12 protein-coding genes are annotated in these 16,931 nt (G+C 43.8%); 5 read left to right on the top strand and 7 right to left on the bottom strand.

Translation table 11 applies throughout. The features are described from left to right. Positions 1-125: 125 nt before the first annotated feature. The 5 genes from ACFQ21_RS23100 to ACFQ21_RS23080 form a co-directional block, all read right to left on the bottom strand. Positions 126-2,495: an efflux RND transporter permease subunit gene (locus ACFQ21_RS23100; protein WP_377583130.1), complete on the bottom strand. Its 2,370-nt coding sequence runs from the start codon at positions 2,493-2,495 to the stop codon at positions 126-128. A 481-nt stretch (positions 2,496-2,976) separates the two neighbouring features. Continuing rightward, positions 2,977-4,296, bottom strand: coding sequence for a deoxyguanosinetriphosphate triphosphohydrolase (locus ACFQ21_RS23095; protein ID WP_377583128.1), 1,320 nt, complete (start codon positions 4,294-4,296; stop codon positions 2,977-2,979). A 106-nt stretch (positions 4,297-4,402) separates the two neighbouring features. Beyond that, positions 4,403-4,993, bottom strand: coding sequence for a phospholipid scramblase-related protein (locus ACFQ21_RS23090; RefSeq protein WP_377583126.1), 591 nt, complete (start codon positions 4,991-4,993; stop codon positions 4,403-4,405). Between the two features lie 102 nt (positions 4,994-5,095). After that, positions 5,096-6,640, bottom strand: a complete 1,545-nt coding sequence (locus ACFQ21_RS23085) for a glycine--tRNA ligase (RefSeq protein WP_377583124.1) — start codon at positions 6,638-6,640, stop codon at positions 5,096-5,098. Positions 6,641-6,736: 96 nt separating this feature from the next. After that, the gene (locus ACFQ21_RS23080) at positions 6,737-8,023 is read right to left on the bottom strand and encodes a sensor histidine kinase (RefSeq protein ID WP_377583122.1); all 1,287 of its coding nucleotides are present in this window, start codon (positions 8,021-8,023) and stop codon (positions 6,737-6,739) included. Between the two features lie 334 nt (positions 8,024-8,357). Here ACFQ21_RS23080 and ACFQ21_RS23075 point away from each other — a divergent pair, with 334 nt between their 5' ends. Then, positions 8,358-9,239, top strand: coding sequence for a universal stress protein (locus ACFQ21_RS23075; RefSeq protein WP_377583120.1), 882 nt, complete (start codon positions 8,358-8,360; stop codon positions 9,237-9,239). Next, on the top strand, positions 9,232-10,464 hold the full coding sequence (locus tag ACFQ21_RS23070; protein WP_377583118.1) for a cation:proton antiporter: 1,233 nt from the start codon (positions 9,232-9,234) through the stop codon (positions 10,462-10,464). The genes ACFQ21_RS23075 and ACFQ21_RS23070 overlap by 8 nt, the downstream gene beginning before the upstream one ends. Before the next feature lie 58 nt (positions 10,465-10,522). Here the strand turns inward: ACFQ21_RS23070 and mazG are convergent, their stop codons facing one another. Then, positions 10,523-11,347 (bottom strand): nucleoside triphosphate pyrophosphohydrolase, encoded by an 825-nt coding sequence (gene mazG, locus ACFQ21_RS23065; RefSeq protein ID WP_377583116.1) that lies wholly within the window; start codon positions 11,345-11,347, stop codon positions 10,523-10,525. Between the two features lie 145 nt (positions 11,348-11,492). Between mazG and glmM the strand changes: the two genes are divergently transcribed. From glmM to ACFQ21_RS23050, 3 genes are all read left to right on the top strand, one after another. Beyond that, positions 11,493-12,896: a phosphoglucosamine mutase gene (glmM, locus tag ACFQ21_RS23060; protein WP_377583114.1), complete on the top strand. Its 1,404-nt coding sequence runs from the start codon at positions 11,493-11,495 to the stop codon at positions 12,894-12,896. 65 nt (positions 12,897-12,961) lie between these two features. Beyond that, positions 12,962-14,101: a cysteine desulfurase family protein gene (locus ACFQ21_RS23055; protein WP_377583112.1), complete on the top strand. Its 1,140-nt coding sequence runs from the start codon at positions 12,962-12,964 to the stop codon at positions 14,099-14,101. 79 nt (positions 14,102-14,180) lie between these two features. Continuing rightward, positions 14,181-15,113, top strand: coding sequence for a hypothetical protein (locus tag ACFQ21_RS23050; protein ID WP_377583110.1), 933 nt, complete (start codon positions 14,181-14,183; stop codon positions 15,111-15,113). Positions 15,114-15,145: 32 nt separating this feature from the next. Here ACFQ21_RS23050 and ACFQ21_RS23045 read toward each other — a convergent pair whose 3' ends face one another. Further along, on the bottom strand, positions 15,146-16,930 hold the full coding sequence (locus ACFQ21_RS23045; RefSeq protein ID WP_377583108.1) for a MutS-related protein: 1,785 nt from the start codon (positions 16,928-16,930) through the stop codon (positions 15,146-15,148). Position 16,931 lies beyond the last annotated feature (1 nt).

The following is a 16,931-nucleotide window of genomic DNA, read 5'->3' as shown; positions in this document are numbered from 1 at the left end:
AAAAACTAGCGTCTGCGTTCGAAATAAGAGCGCAAAGATAACTTAGAATTACAAAGTAAGTAGCAAGAATTTTTTCGGGAAGCCTGATATTCAGACCTCCCGAAAGTATTTAAGACCTCCCGAACTTATTCGGCAGCGGAATGACGGTTGTGGATTTTGATTTTGTCGAGGTCGATCTCCTCGTCTTCTGATTCCCCGTAAAATGTATGGTCAAACTCATCAATAAGCTGGTGATCATCTTTCTTTTTCTTAGGCTTATCGAATGTCATGATCAGTGCAGGCAACAGGATCAGGTTGGTGAACATGGAGATGATAAGCGTTACCGAAGTGAGCAGCCCCAGCGCAATGGTACCCCCGAACGAGGAGAAGGTGAAAATAATAAACCCGGCAAACAGCACCACCGAAGTATAGATAATGCTCTTCCCGGTTTCCATGATCGCTTCACTTACTGCTACTGGAATGTAAAAGTTGTTTGATAGAATTTCCTGGCGATACTTCGCGAGGAAACGTATCGAGTTATCTACCGAGATGCCGAAGGTTATACTAAAGATGAGCGCAGTACTTGCCTTGAGTGGTATATCAAAATACCCCATCAGTCCTGCCGTAATCATCAGCGCTAACAAATTCGGAATGAGCGAAATGATGATCATGCGCACATTGGCAAAAAGTATAGCCATGGAAAGTGTGATGAGGAGGAACGCGAGCAACAAACTTTCCTGCAGGTTGGCGATAAGGAATTTGTTCCCTTTAATAAAGATCTTGGTTGACCCGGTAACGGCAGTCTTTACCGAATCTTTTTCAGTCGATACAAAGATGGAATTCATGCGGGGTTCAATTACGTAGTGAACAAGTGAATCCATTTTAACCGAACCTATATCTGCAATCTGACTGGAGATACGCATTTTGGTAAACGTGCTATCCACAAAAGATTTGAACAAGCCACTGTTATCCGATTGGCCCTTCATATAGCGGAGTATAAAAGCACCTTCACTCTTGCTCGGCAATGTATAGCGATCGGGATTGTTATTATAGAATGCCTGCTTCGATGCCTTGATGAGACTTAACACCGACACCGGTCTTGATACTTCCGGCAGTGAATCCAGAAACGCTTCGAGTTCATCAACCTTCTGCATGTTCTTTACATCCAGCACCGGTCTGCGTTTCTTCGTTTTAAATTCTACTACAATTTCCAGTGGCATAATGCCGCTGAAGTTTGCTTCGAAAAAGTGGAGGTCTTTCTTGATCTGGCTCTCCTCCGGTATATCATCTACCATAAAGGATACGGAGCGAAGCTGGAGTATACCGTATACTGAAACTACAGCCACCACCATCGACACTATATATATAACAACACGGTTGCGATGTACAGCAAGGTCAACCAGTTTCAAAAAGCCACCCATGATCTTAAAGTTCAGGTGGCGCAAGTGTTTTTCAGAAGGTGTAGGCAGCCATGAAAATACACTTGGTATCATCACCAGACTTACCAGGAACAACACCATGATATTTATACCGGCTACAATACCGAACTCGCGAAGAATAATAATGTCTGTTGAAAGAAGTGTGAGGAACCCGATGGCAACGGTAAGGTTTGTCAGGAAGGTTGCAAGCCCCATTTTTTGAACCACGGTTGCTATAGCCTTGAGCTTGTCTTTTGATTTGGCAAACTCGAGGTGATATTTGTTGAGCAGGTAAATGGCGTTTGTTATACCGATAGTTACAATCACCGGAGGAATCAAACCGCTGAGCAATGTTATTTTGAAACCGAAGAGCGCCAGCGTTCCTAACGTCCACACCACGACAATACCGATGATGATCATCGAGAAGATCACCGCGCGGAATGATTTAAAGAACAGGAACATGATAAGCCCCGTAACAAAAGCGGATGCATATAGGAATAACTGCATCTCTTTACGCACCTGGTTTGCCACCAGCGTTCTTATAAATGGAAGACCGGCATAGTGAAGCTGTATCTTGGTTTGATCTTCAAAACGTTTACCGGCATCCAGAAGCGATTGAGCAAGGGCCTCGCGCTTGGATGAGTTCATATACTCTTTCTGCACCGACACCAGCATCATGGTAGCACCGTTTCGTGAATTCACGATCAGGTCCATATATATTTTCTGGGTTGCTGTTAGCGCCATCAGGCTGTCGAGCTCTGCCTGCGTGCTGATCTTTTCAGGGAATATGGATTGAAGATAAAATTTAGACTGGGCGGTGTCCTTCAAAATCATTTTGATCACCGGCAGCGACACCACTTCATTAACACCTTCTATCTTTTTTATATCGCGTGTCAGTTGTCTGTACGCATTGAAGTTGTCTACTTTATAAACAGTACTGTCTTTCACACCCACGGCAATGATGTTACCGTCTTCTCCGAATTGCTGTTTGAATTTGGTGAGCAATACCATGTCCGGGTCATCCAGCGGCACTGTCCGGGCAAAGTCGTAACTCATTTGAACTCTGGAGGCAAAATATCCCATTACAATGGTGATCATACCAATTATAATGATCAGTGCCAGTCTGTACTTTATAATAAATTGAGCAACCCTATTCCACATAATCAATACTTGCAAAGTTTCAGAAGGGCCAAAGCTAATCAATTTTGCCTTTTCCCGAGGTTATGATATAATCAACAAAAGCTGCGGCAGAATGAACGGTAAAAAATAGCCGAGAACCTGCCCCAACGCTTCGTCTGCACTTGTCGTATAGGGGCATAAGAGCCAGGTGTTTCAAAGTTTGATTTCGAATCAATGGTTATACACCAGGCGTTTATTATTTTTGAGTAATATAAAAATACCTAGCTATGGCAAAATCACAAGATGCACGGAAGGAAACTAAAAAGAAGCCTGCCAAAACATTGAAAGAAAAGCGCGCTGAAAAGCAAGCGAAGAAAGCTTCTAAGAACTAGTCTTTCCTTCGGGGTTGTTTCAGTACAGGGAAGTGCAGAAACAACCCTTTTTTGTTTTCAAGGGATCGTTACAGGGCTATACCTTTTATTCTTCGATACAGCGAAAGCGCATGCCGGTCGGTAAGGCCGGAAATAAAATCCAGAACAATGCGCAACATCTCATACGTGCTTACCTGCTTTTCTATTTCGGTGCGCATCTCTACCGGCAACAACAGCGACAGGTTTTTATACTTGCGTGATGATGATTTCTTCATGATGTGCTCACCGGCTGTAACAAACTCCTGAAGCAAACCGGGTAATACTTCGTGACCCGAAGCTTCGATTTCCACGACATGACGTGCGCGGTATATTTTATCCACCGATATACTGCTGATCTTTTCAAGCGCATCTTTGGAAGAGCAATGATCGGCAAGCGCTTTATCAAATGTACCGTTCATGATTTCCTGTTCATGCACCAGAAAAACTTCCGTACATTCTTCAACCAGTTTATTGATCGTCATAGCGCGCAATACTCCAATGCGTTCATTCTGCCCGCTGATCTTGTCAAGCTTCTCGGGTTTGAAATTATCTTTCAGAATGTTGGCCAGCAATTCCACGGTATCCCTATACGGCACGAGGCCCATGCGACAACCATCTTCCAGGTCGATGATGCTATAGCAGATATCATCAGCTGCTTCCACCAGAAATGTTAATGGATGACGAACCCATGCATCAACTGCAACAGGTATTAATTCAAGCTGATTGGCCGTAGCAGCGAATATATCTTTCTCGGATTGAAAGAACCCGAACTTCTTCTGACTCTTCTTCGCTTTATCACGCCCCGGAAACAATGCAGGACAAGGATATTTAGTAAAGGCACCCAATGTTGCCTGTGTAAGCTTAAGGCCGTATTGATTGCTGTTGATGATGCGAAAGCCCTGCGCGTTACCTTCAAACTTTACCAAATCATTCCACTCAGCATCTGTTACTTTAGATTGAAAAGATCGTCCGTGAGCATTCTCCAGAAAAAAATCAGAGAGCGAGTCTTCACCGGCATGACCAAACGGAGGATTACCAAGATCGTGTGCCAACGATGCTGCTGCGACAATTGCACCGAAATCAAACAACGAAAATTTGTCTTTCAACTCCGGGTGTCGTTGTACAATTACTTCTCCGGCCTTACGCCCCAACGACCGGCCTACACTCGACACTTCGAGCGAGTGTGTTAAACGCGTATGCACAAAGTCGTGCTCCGGCAGCGGATGAACCTGCGTTTTATCTTGCAGTCTTCTAAAAGGATGCGAGAAAATGATACGATCATAATCCTGTTCAAAAGCACTGCGCGAAGCTTCTGAAGAAGTTGGCTTGGAACCCGAACGTTGTGAAGAAAGAAGAGATTGCCAGTTCATGAAAAGTAAAGAGCGAAAAATGTATAGATCATTTTTCGCTGCGCAAGATATTAAATATTTATAGACGTGCCAGATGGAACATTCCAGCACGTCTTGACAAATAGTATTACTCTTTCAAAACAAAGTCGATACACATAACAGCCGCCATAATAAGCTGACGAAGCGGATGATTCTCCGGTACTTCAGCGCTGATCTGCAGAACATAATTATCAGCGGAAGTGAACAACTCTTTACCAAGGCCAGACCATTTCTTTGTTACCGTAGCAAACTCTTTATTATCCGCAGATACAAATTTGAAATCCCAGCTTGTCCATTTTCCTTTCAGCATACAGAGTGAGCGTTCACTTGCATCCAGCACTTCAAACTTTCCACCTATTGAAAAGAACTTTTGCTTGAACTTGCCGATCACCACATCGTTCTCATCTAATACCTCTACGGTGGAAAGGAAGATGGAAACACCACGTCTTACGGTTATAATTTTTTCACCGGCTGGTGTTTTTATTTCGATGTTGAAAGGAGTCATGCGCTTGTAATCGGAGAAGCGCAGCATCTTGGTAAAGAAACCGAGGTTCTCCTCGCGGCAGTTCAGTATAATTTGTTGTGTTTCGGGATTGTAGATGTCGAAGCTGTTGGAAGCTTTAAACATGCCCACGTGCTCTTTTACAAAAAAGAGATTTCTGTTCAGGATAGGATTCATGGTATGATTAAGATTAAGTAGTTCTGTACAACTATATATAGCATATACATGCAGACACCCTGAATCAGAATGTCTGCATAATATTTCTATATACTATTAAAATTAAATTTTGCGGAGGAGGTTGTTAATTGAACAGGCATCAATCAGCTTCGCTTTTACATCAGCGATTTTGACACGCTCTTGTTTCATCGTATCACGATCGCGGATAGTAACGGTATCGTCCTCCAATGTTTGGTGATCGATGGTAATGCAATAGGGAGTACCGATAGCATCCTGTCGTCTATAGCGTTTACCAATGGCATCCTTCTCTTCGTAGAAGCAACGAAGATCGTATTTCAGATCGTTCATAATCGCTTCTGCTTTTTCTGGTAAGCCATCTCGCTTGATCAATGGAAGTATAGCCACTTTATGCGGAGCCAGTGGCGCTGGTATCCTCAGTACAACGCGCTCACTCCCATCTTCCAGTTTTTCTTCCTGGTATGATTTGGATAATACAGATAGGAACAGACGATCAAGACCAACCGAAGTCTCTACAACGTAAGGTATATACGATTGATTTTCTTCTGAATCGAAGTACTGTAGTTTCTTGCCAGAGTATTTCTCATGATTCTTCAAATCGAAATCGGTACGTGAGTGTATACCTTCCAATTCTTTAAAGCCCATCGGGAAATTAAACTGGATGTCGCACGCAGCGTTAGCATAATGCGCCAGGTTTAAGTGATCGTGGAAACGGTAATTCTCGTTACCAAGTCCTAAAGTCTGGTGCCATTTCATTCGCTTGGCTTTCCAGTACTCGTACCACTTCATTTCTTCACCCGGCTTGATAAAGAACTGCATCTCCATTTGCTCGAACTCGCGCATACGGAATATAAATTGACGCGCTACAATTTCGTTACGGAAAGCTTTACCGATCTGTGCTATACCAAACGGTATTTTCATACGACCGGTCTTCTGCACGTTTAGGAAGTTTACAAATATACCCTGAGCGGTTTCCGGACGTAAGTATATCTTGTTTGCTTCTTCTGCCAGTGAACCGATCTCGGTAGAGAACATGAGGTTGAACTGACGAACATCGGTCCAGTTCTTGGTACCCGAGATTGGATCTGCAATTTCAAGATCAATCACCAACTGCTTCATCGCAGCCATGTCGCCATTACCCATGGCATCTTTCAGGCGTGCATTGGTCTCATCTATCTTCTTTTGATATTCAAGTACACGCGCGTTGGTTGTAATGAAAGTCTCTTTGTTAAAGGCATCACCAAAACGTTTCTCAGCCTTCTCAACTTCTTTGTTGATCTTATCTTCCATCTTCGCGATAGCATCTTCAATGAGCACATCTGCGCGATAGCGTTTCTTGGAATCTTTGTTGTCGATCATCGGATCGTTGAAGGCATCCACGTGGCCGGAGGCTTTCCAGGTAGTGGGATGCATGAAGATAGCGGCATCGATCCCCACTATATTATCGTGTAGCAGGGTCATAAACTTCCACCAATACTCCTTCAGATTGTTTTTCAGTTCGGCCCCGTTCTGCCCGTAATCATATACAGCACTGAGGCCATCATAAATCTCACTGGAAGGAAAGATGAACCCATACTCCTTGGCATGGGCAATCACATTTTTAAACAGGTTATCTTCTTGCGTTGCCATAAGCGGCAAAGATAATATTAGTCAACAGTCTGCAACGGACTGTCACCTGTTTTTTAAATGTTAAGGATAGTACCCTGCCGTTTGTTAGGGGATCACTTACGCGATGTGTTTGGGCAGTTTTACTGTAAAGGTAGAGCCAATACCCGGTGCCGATTCAAGATGTATAGACCCAGAAAGCTTCATGAGTGTTTCCTTTACAATATATAGTCCGAGGCCCGAGCCCTTTGATTTTTCGTTACCGCGATAAAACATGTCGTATATCTTGCCGTGATACTCTGGTGCTATACCTTGACCATTGTCTTCCACCTTCAGGTAAAATACGCGTCCGTTTAACTGGTGTTGCAGGCGTATATACTTTCCGTCTTTACGATTATCGTGGTAGCGAATGGCGTTGGAAACCAGGTTACCGATGATGATGCGTAGGCGGTTCTTGTCTGATTCCACCACGGTGTCTTCCGGTATATCCACATGGAAATCAATTCGCTCAGCCTCCGGAGAGTAGCGCAGGCTATCCCATACTTCGTGCGCCAGTTCGTGCAGGTTTACTTTCTCGCGCGTAATATCAAGACGGTTGTTCCGGGAGTAATCGGTAATATCTTTAATGAACTTATCCAGCGAATGAATGCGATCCTTCATCATCAGCATATAGTTCTTCATTTCATGGGCGTTTTGCGAGCGCTCTGCTATGTTGAGCAAGCCCATGATGGAAGTTAATGGAGCACGAAGGTCGTGCGAAGTGCTGTATACAAAACGATCGAGTTCACGGTTGGTCTTGGTGAGCATCTCGTTGCTCTGCACTAGTTGTATAGCGTTATAATGATTCAGGCTTATGAGCAGATATACGCCCATGGTAATGGCCGGCAGTGCAACGGTAAAGTTTAATACAAGATGTAGTAACAGTAATTCTTCGCTATGATTTCTTTTTGGTAATAAACTGAAATCAACAAAGTAAGCCATCGCAAAGAGTACATACGTAAATACAGCGAACAATATTGAAAGTAGTCGCTGCTTATAGCTAAACACCGCGAAAGCGGCTACCGAGTTGGCAATGAAAAAAACAAAGATACCGGTGTTGGGCGATTCGCTGGCCGCGAAAAGATATACCATGATGTTAACCGTAGGTAATAGAAAGTAATTTGCCAGGCAATGGTCGCCTTGCCGATGTATGAAAATAGAGAGTGAAAGAAAAAAAGCACTGCATACAAATACCGGCACCGAGAAATATGTACCCGACAGAACATCGATCACTATATATAGCGCACATACAAGAATACCGAGCAACGCAAATTGCCCGGAAAGCATTACCTGCTTATACTCTCCCCAGGACTCAATGTGCTTGTCTTCACCAACAATCAAATCCCGTATCACTTTTCTAAACTCCATTCTTCGAATTTTGAGTAAACAAAAGTAGAATACCCCTGAAAATGGTACCGTTTGATTATTTCGGTTGGCGTATCCATGCAAGTTTTTCAGAGAAAAAGTAAGAAGAATTGAAAGCGAAGGTGTAATGAAATTTCCGGCAAAAGAGAATTCTGAAAACCAAAACAGCGTTGCAACACATTAACAAACAGATATATCGTTGAGGCTGTTATAATTCTGTGCTATAGGGTAAGTAAGTTTCAGCAAAGCACAACATCGCGGAAGGCTGCAATACTGCAGTTAATACTAAATTTTATACTACTAATCCCTTATTAAAATCCGTTATCTTACCGCCTTAATGGTGCAGTTCCATAAAATAGCATTAGCCCTGGCGTTCTCTCCGCGTACGCAAGCCCTGCTGGCAGAGGTTGCCCGACTTAAAAATTTATGGAATGCCGAGCTCATTCTCATTCACGTAGGCGACTATGGTGATCGCGAAAAATTATTGCTAGACGAATTTCTTGCGGGTGTTAATTTATCGCTTGATAAAAATGTTCGCGTGTGCTGGGAGCAGGGTAAACCCAGTGAGCGTATACTGGCAACCTGCAAAAAAGAAAATGTAGATCTGCTTGTGGCGGGTGCGCTAAAGCAGGAGAATCTTGTTCAGTATTATCTCGGTACGATAGCCCGTAAAATTTTACGCAAGGCTGGTTGTTCGGTGTTAATGCTTACGGATCCATCCAACACACCGGCACCTTTCCGAAATATAGTGGTAAATACAGAAGACAGTGCTTATGTAGAAGATGCTGTTCGTATAGCGTGTGCTATAGGTTTAAAAGACAAGGCGCAGTGGCTGCATGTGGTTCGCGAAATCAAACTATATGGTTTAACAATGTCTGCATCCGATCAGCATTCGGAGGCAGAGTACGAACATCTGCGACAAAGCCTGGTGAAAGATGAAATTGAAACTGTGGAGAAATTGTTGAAAGGTATACCGCACGAAGGATTGAAAGTAAATATAAAGATGCTGGCAGGTAAGTCTGGTTTTGAGCTGGCCAAGTTTGCTCAGCGTAAGCATGCCGACTTGCTTGTAGTAGGTGCATCGCCCCGCAGATTCTCCTTGTTTGATCGTGTTTTTCCGCACGGCCTCGAGTATATATTTGCCGATATGCCATGCAATTTACTCGTGATACACCCAATCAAAAATCAAGGCACCGGAAGGGAGGTAAAGCATGGTTAGGCTGAGCCACGCAGATGTAGTTCACCTGCTCATGCAGTTGGGCATCATGCTCATCATGGGGCGTATACTGGCAGAAGTTGCACGTAAATTCAAACAGCCTGCTGTAATTGGCGAAATTATAGCAGGGGTTTTGTTAGGCCCCACGGTGTTGGGTATGATTCAACCCGAATGGTTTGATGCGCTGTTTCCTGTGCCGAGTGGTGCGGGTACTGTTCTTTCTGGTATGGTGCAAGTGGCCGTAGTGATGTTGTTGTTCATTGCCGGGCTTGAAGTAGATCTGCACATCGTATGGCAACAAGGCAGGCAGGCTATTGCTACGAGTTTGTTCGGGTTGATAATTCCGTTCTTTATTGGATTTGTATTTCCATATTTATTCCCTGAATTTTTTGGCATAGCCGATATACATGCTCGTCTTGTATTTGCACTGTTTATGGGAACGGCTATGGCTATATCTGCACTGCCGGTAATTGTGCGTATACTCATGGACTTGAACATGTTCAAGTCGCGCATGGGTTTACTTGTTGTTGCATCCGCCATGCTGGATGATTTGATTGGCTGGATGATCTTCTCGGTAATATTAGGCATGATTGGTAAAGGAGGAGGCATGTCTGTTTGGAATACAGCGTTGCTAACCCTGGTATTTGCCGGACTGATGCTTACCGTAGGCAGAGGATTGCTTAACCGTTTTCTTCCGTGGGTTAATCGTAAACTGGCGTGGCCCGGTGGTGTACTTTCTGTTTCGCTGGCGCTTTGTTTTTTTGCAGCAGCCTTTACAGAATATATAGGTATACATGCGATTTTCGGTGCCTTTATCATGGGCGTTGCCCTTGGCGATTCAGAACATTTCTCGGAGCGCGCCAAAGAAATTGTTCACCAGTTCATCAACAACATCTTCGCTCCGTTGTTCTTTGTTTCCATTGGGTTGCGGGTAAATTTCTTTACCAACTTCGACCTGATGCTAACGCTCACCATCATCTTCATTGCCTTTGCAGGAAAGATAGTAGGTGCCGGTATGGGTACACGCCTGGGCGGCTTCTCATGGAAAGAATCGCTCGCTGCCGGTTTTGGCATGAATGCGCGCGGAGCAATGGAAATTATCCTTGGATTAATTGCGCTTGAAAACGGATTGATAAACGAAAAAGTATTCGTATCCCTCGTTATCATGGCGCTTGTTACCAGTATGACGAGCGGACCTTTAATGCGGTGGAGTCTTACCAAACGGTAAATTTTACACAGCGCTACATTTCCCCTTGGTAAACTATATATAGGGCTTGATTGAAAAACTATTTCTGATCGCGCAGTTGCTTGGCTCGCTCCCAGTATATATCCATTTCGGCAAGTGTCATCTCTCCCATTACTTTGCCGTCTTTGGCAGATTCAGTTTCAAGGTATTGAAACCGCTTGATGAATTTTTTGTTGGTACGCTCGAGAGCTTCCTCCGGATCTATATCAATAAAGCGTGCATAATTCACCAGTGAGAAAAGCAGGTCACCAAATTCTGCCATCGCTTTTTCTTTGTTGATCGCTTCGTTGGATTCTGCATTGAATTCATTTTTAAATTCCTGCATTTCTTCTTCAACCTTTTCCCATACTTGCTCTTTGCGTTCCCAGTCAAAGCCAACACCACGAGCTTTATCCTGGATGCGAATGGCTTTAACAAGTGCCGGTAAAGATTTCGGTACACCCTCCAGCACCGACTTGTTTCCAGATTTGAGTTTTATTTTTTCCCAGTTGGCTTTCACAGTTTCTTCATCGTTCGCTACCACATCGCTATAGATGTGTGGATGACGCTCGATGAGTTTATCGCAAATAGAATTTAACACATCGCTCACATCAAACGCGCCACGCTCGGAGGCAATGCGCGCATAGAACACCATGTGCAACATGATATCTCCCAGTTCTTTTTTTATTTCGTTCAGATCGCCTTCCAAAATAGAATCCGATAGTTCGTAAGTTTCTTCTATGGTTAGGTGACGCAGACTTTCCAGAGTTTGCTTTTTATCCCACGGACAGTTCTCCCGCAATTCATTCATGATCGTCAGCAGCCGGTTGAATGCTTTCAGTTTTTCTTCGCGTGTGGGGTCTGGTGCCGATATAACTTTCTTCATAATTCCTGTTCAAAATTTAGTAACAAACTAAAGGGCGTTAATCTACGATCTAAAATCATCAATCAAAATCATACTTGGTAAAGAGTGTCTCGTACCTCATGAGATTTCTTCTTATTTTTGCCGTCCGCATAAACTTTAAAATCACGTGACTTTAATTAAATCGATTTCAGGTATACGAGGTACTATAGGAGGTAAAACTGGCGATAACCTCACCCCCGTTGATGTTGTAAAATTTGCTGCCGCCTATGGTTCACTTTTGAAAAAGAAAAAAGGTGCAACAAAAGTTGTGATCGGTCGCGATGCACGCCCTTCTGGTGAAATGGTAAGTGCATTGGTAACTGCTACACTGCAAGGTTTAGGTATTGATGTAGTTGACCTCGGCTTATCGACAACGCCTACTGTTGAAATTGCAGTTCCGTTAGAGAATGCAGCCGGTGGGATTATTCTTACAGCAAGTCATAACCCGGTACAATGGAATGCATTGAAATTACTCAATGAAAAAGGTGAGTTCATTTCAGGAAAGGATGGCGAAGAAGTTTTACGTATAGCAGAAGCTGAAGAGTTTGATTTTGCCCAGGTAACAAAGCTGGGTAAATATGAAAAGAACGATGACTATATCAAGATACACATTGATCAGATTCTGAAACTTCCGCTGGTTGATGTGGAGGCTGTTACCAACAAAGGATTCAAGGTGGTAGTAGATGCTGTGAATTCCAGTGGCGGTATAGCGGTGCCTATGTTGTTGAAAGCAATGGGCGTGAAAGTAAAAGAATTATACTGTGATCCTACAGGACATTTTCCCCATAACCCCGAGCCGCTGCCGGAACATCTTACCGATATTATTCGAGAGATCAAGAAAGGTAAGTTTGATCTGGGTATAGTGGTTGATCCGGATGTGGATCGTTTGGCATTGGTATCGGAAGATGGAACCCCTTTCGGTGAAGAATATACACTGGTAGCAGTTGCTGATTATGTATTGAATGCCGGTAAAAAGAAAAACGGCAATACCGTATCCAACCTATCCTCTACACGCGCGCTGCGCGACATCACGGAAAAAGCAGGAGGCGAATATTTTGCGGCCGCTGTAGGTGAAGTAAATGTAGTGACGATGATGAAGGAGCAGCATGCCGTGATTGGTGGTGAAGGTAACGGTGGTGTAATTTACCCTGATCTTCATTACGGTCGCGATGCACTGGCAGGCATTGCACTTTTCCTCACACACCTGGCAAAGTCTGATACAACGGTTTCAAGACTTCGCGCCAAGTATCCGAGCTATGTTATCTCTAAAAACAAGATCGAGCTAACACCGGATATTAACGTTGATAAGGTGCTGGAAGAAGTAAAGAAGAAGTACGTAAAGCAGCCGATCAATACCATTGACGGTGTTAAGATTGAATTCGATAGAGAATGGGTACACCTCCGTAAGTCGAACACGGAGCCCATCATTCGTATTTATGCGGAGTCTGATATGGAAGTTAAAGCCGATAATCTTGCTAAAAAGATCATATCTGACATTAAAGAGATTATTAACGAAAAAACTCTGGCTTAACGCTCCATTACTGACGATGGTTTAAGCCTGAACCTTTAACTTTGCTGTCTGAACTCATTAACCATATGCGCATTTATTTAGACAATGCAGCCACAACTCCGCTTGATCCGGAAGTGTTTGAAGCGATGAAGCCCTTTATGCTCGAAGATTTCGGTAATCCGTCTTCTACGCACGGGCATGGTCGGAAAGTTCGGGCAGCAATTGAGTCGGCCCGAAAAAAAATTGCCGAGTTGTTAAACTGTACGCCCGGTGAAATCATCTTTACCTCAGGAGGTACAGAAGCCGACAATGCAATTTTGGGAAGCAGCATTCGCACATACGGTATAAAGAATGTGATCTCTTCGCCCATCGAGCATCACGCAGTAGAGCATACGTTGCACATGCTGGCGAAGAACGATCAGTTTAACCTGCACATGGTAAAGCTTGATGCGAAAGGACACATTGATCTGAACCACCTGGAAGAATTGCTGAAGATAAATCCGAATGCACTGGTATCGTTAATGCATGCGAACAATGAGATCGGAAACCTGCTGGACCTTGAACGTGTTGCCGAATTATGCAATGCCTACAGCGCTTACTTTCATTCGGATACTGTTCAGACTGTGGGGCATTATCGTCATGATCTCAGCAAAACAAAAGTACACGGCATTACGGCTGCGGCACATAAATTTCACGGACCAAAAGGTATAGGCTTTATGTTCATCCGCAAGGATAAAAAGATACAGCCTTTTGTTCACGGTGGTGCGCAGGAACGTAACATGCGCGGAGGTACTGAAAATGTATATGGTATAATTGGTCTCGCGAAGGCACTTGAAATAGCGTATCGCGATATGGATGAACATATACACTATGTCAAAGAACTGAAAACGCGAATGATCGAACGGTTAAAAGAGCAGATACCGGGAGTAACGTTCCACGGTGACTCTGATAACCTCGACAAAAGTTTATACACGGTGTTGAATGTTTCACTTCCTGAATCGGAAGAAAACGATATGCTGCTTTTCAATCTTGATCTGCAAGGTATATCTGCTTCCGGTGGAAGTGCATGCTCCAGCGGAGCAGCAACCGGTTCGCACGTGCTCGGTGCCCTTTATCCGGAATCGAAGCGCGGTGCTATACGGTTCTCATTCAGCAAGTATAACAAACCCGAAGAAATTGATACCGCTGTAAAAGCATTGTCAGAGCTTTGCAAAATACCAGCGTAGGAATTTTCGTTACCTCTACTCTATGCAACTCCAAAAAGACTAGGGAGCTGCATAGACTCTAAAAAATAACTCTACATACATGAAATTCATTCCCTCTGTTCTTGTTATTCTTTCTGTTCTATTTATAGCATCGTGCGGTGATGGTATTGATAAAGATCCGGTATATCCGAAAGCAACGCATCTTTACTTTTCAGACTATAGCGGCAAAAAAATTGGAGTTATTGATTTGAATAACAGCCCCAATACATTTACAACGATAGCCGATGAATCTAAAGGACTGGATACACTTGCCGGTATAGCGATTGATTTTATTGGCGGGAAAATTTACGCGGCAGAAGAAACCAACCACCGTATAGTGCGCCTTAATATTGACGGCTCAGGATCGGTAGAAGTACTATACGATGAAGCCGACAGTGTAAAAACACCAACAGCACTCGCACTGGATGTTACCAATAACGTTTTATACTGGTCTAATTCAGGCACAGGTCAAATGAAAAAAGGAAGCCTGGATGGCACTGCTATAGCAACGTCTATGTTTGAATACGACACAGTGCTTTCCTATAGCTATGGATTAGCATTTGATCCCGCCCGTAAAGAATTGTTTTACTCTGATCTGAGCGACTATGCATCGATCTGGTATTTTAAAGTCGATGGTACTGCAAAATTCCCCGCACGTTATTTCGGTATCAACAACCTGACGTTGCAGAACCCATCGGGTATATATTTGGATGCATCTGCCAACCTGATTTATTGGGCAGATGAAGGTTTGCGTAAAATTGTAGGCGCTAATTTGTCAGGTAGCCCGGCCGTGTTGTTCGACCGACAGGATGGCATTACGCGCCCGGATGGTATAGCAATCGACAAAGGTTCCGGAAAAATATACTGGACGGAAACCGATCCGACTACTGATACCCGTGTTATAGCGCGTGGTAATCTTGATGGTACCGGCACGCGCGAAGTATTGGTGCAGGGAGTTGAATCCTATAGCATCGTTCTCCAGTTCGAAAAATAATATCACATCATTCCTGCAAAAGTATATATATATTATGCAGGAATGATTCCCATCTTTTTCATCAGAAACGTTGCATTCATTTTCTGCGCCAGACCTGGCTTCAGTTTATAATCAAAAGATAGCTGGTCATTTTCGATTGTTGCTTCGAAGCAGTAGTTCCTGACACGATCCGGATATTCTGTTTGAAGTTCTCCCAAAGCCAGATCGTGTGTGGCCACCATTGCCAGGCAGGGGTGTGGTAAAAGTTGTTTTACCAGTGCTATAGATCCAGCCTGCTTATCTGTAGAGTTCGTCCCCTTCAAAATTTCATCCAGTAAAATCAATAACGGCTTGTCGCTTCGAAGCTCATCCATAATGGTTTTGAGGCGGTTGAGCTCTGCATAGAAATATGACTGATGATCTTTCAGTGAATCAGCCGTGCGCATACCTGTTCTTAAATATATAATCGGACAGCGGAATGACTGGGCGCAGACAGGCGCACCGCTCAACGCGAGTACCAGGTTTACGCCAACGGTGCGAAGAAATGTACTCTTGCCCGCCATGTTAGCACCCGTTACAATTAATACCGATTGATTATCCCCGAGCGTAAGATCGTTGGCCACGCGCTCGTGTTCACGAATAAGCGGATGGCTGAGTTGATCTATTTCAATCGCGAGCTTGTCATGAATAGCTGCATACTGAAACTTTGGGTGGTTGAATGCAAATGTACCGAAGCTCGTTAGCACTTCCATTTCATCTACGGTGTTGAGCCATGCGATTAGTTTTCCGGCATGATCAGCTTTCCATTTCTCCAGCCGGTATACACATTGCAGATCGTATAGCAGTAAACTGTTTACTACAAGCGTTGTCATGGCATTGAGGCGTGCATCCAATGAGCTTACGAGCGAGGCAAGTGTTTTTACTTTTGCATCAGCTTCATGGGCATGGTCTGATAATCTTTTAAGAAGCGGTGCCTGAAATGTAGTGTGCTGAAGATAATGAAGCAGCCGCGCAAATTTTTGAAGTATATTTTTCTTACGACTGATATAGTCGTGAAACGCATTTACTTTCTTGATGTGAAATCCGAGTATCGCCCATTGCGTCAATGCACAAAGTATAGCGTAACCTTTCAATGCCGGAAAGAAGAATGCAAGTACAACCAGTGCTATGGTTATTAGCGGAAATATAGTGAGCAGATAACGATAAGCAGGCTTGCCATACAGAAATGCAGGTTGCTTTAGCCATGTGTCTAACTGCACACGGTCGTCAGGTTGCTCATCCATCTCTTTGCCTGCCGCCTGAAAGTGTTGCCTGAAATCGGTGTTGGAAGACAGCTCCCGTATAGCCTCCTGCTGTTCATATATACTTTCGGTGGAGGGCAATGGCGATAGAAGGCGATTTGCAAATTTTCTTTTACCACCGCGTGTATTGCAGCGGTTTATATACTGAAAGAGCGAGCCCTCTCCGAAAATATCAAGGTCGTGTGAATAAGGGTGATGCGGGTCGATATACTCAACACCGGTTTGTAATGAGGCGTAATCGCCAATAGCAGCTTTACTTTCTGCATCGTTTAATGCTACTAAATTTTCGAGATGAGTCTTCTCATCAAAAAGTATACTATGCCTGCGTACCAGTATAACAAATAGCACCAACAGCAACACTGCCAGGTATAGCAGGTTGTGTTGTGTAAAACTAAAGTATATAACAATAAGAAAGGCAATAGCGGTTGCCAACCTGATGTTGGAAACCAGGTTTATCTTTTTTCGAATCGAAGAAAGGCTTTCTGAGAAAGTCGATTTTCGGGTAGTATAGAAAGATTGAAATTGATCCTGCGTCATC

The sequence above is a fragment of the Ohtaekwangia kribbensis genome (assembly GCF_042676245.1).
GTDB lineage: Bacteria > Bacteroidota > Bacteroidia > Cytophagales > Cyclobacteriaceae > Ohtaekwangia > Ohtaekwangia kribbensis.
The sequence above is the reverse complement of the archived record's forward strand: the minus strand, read 5'-3'. Positions and strand labels throughout refer to the sequence as shown.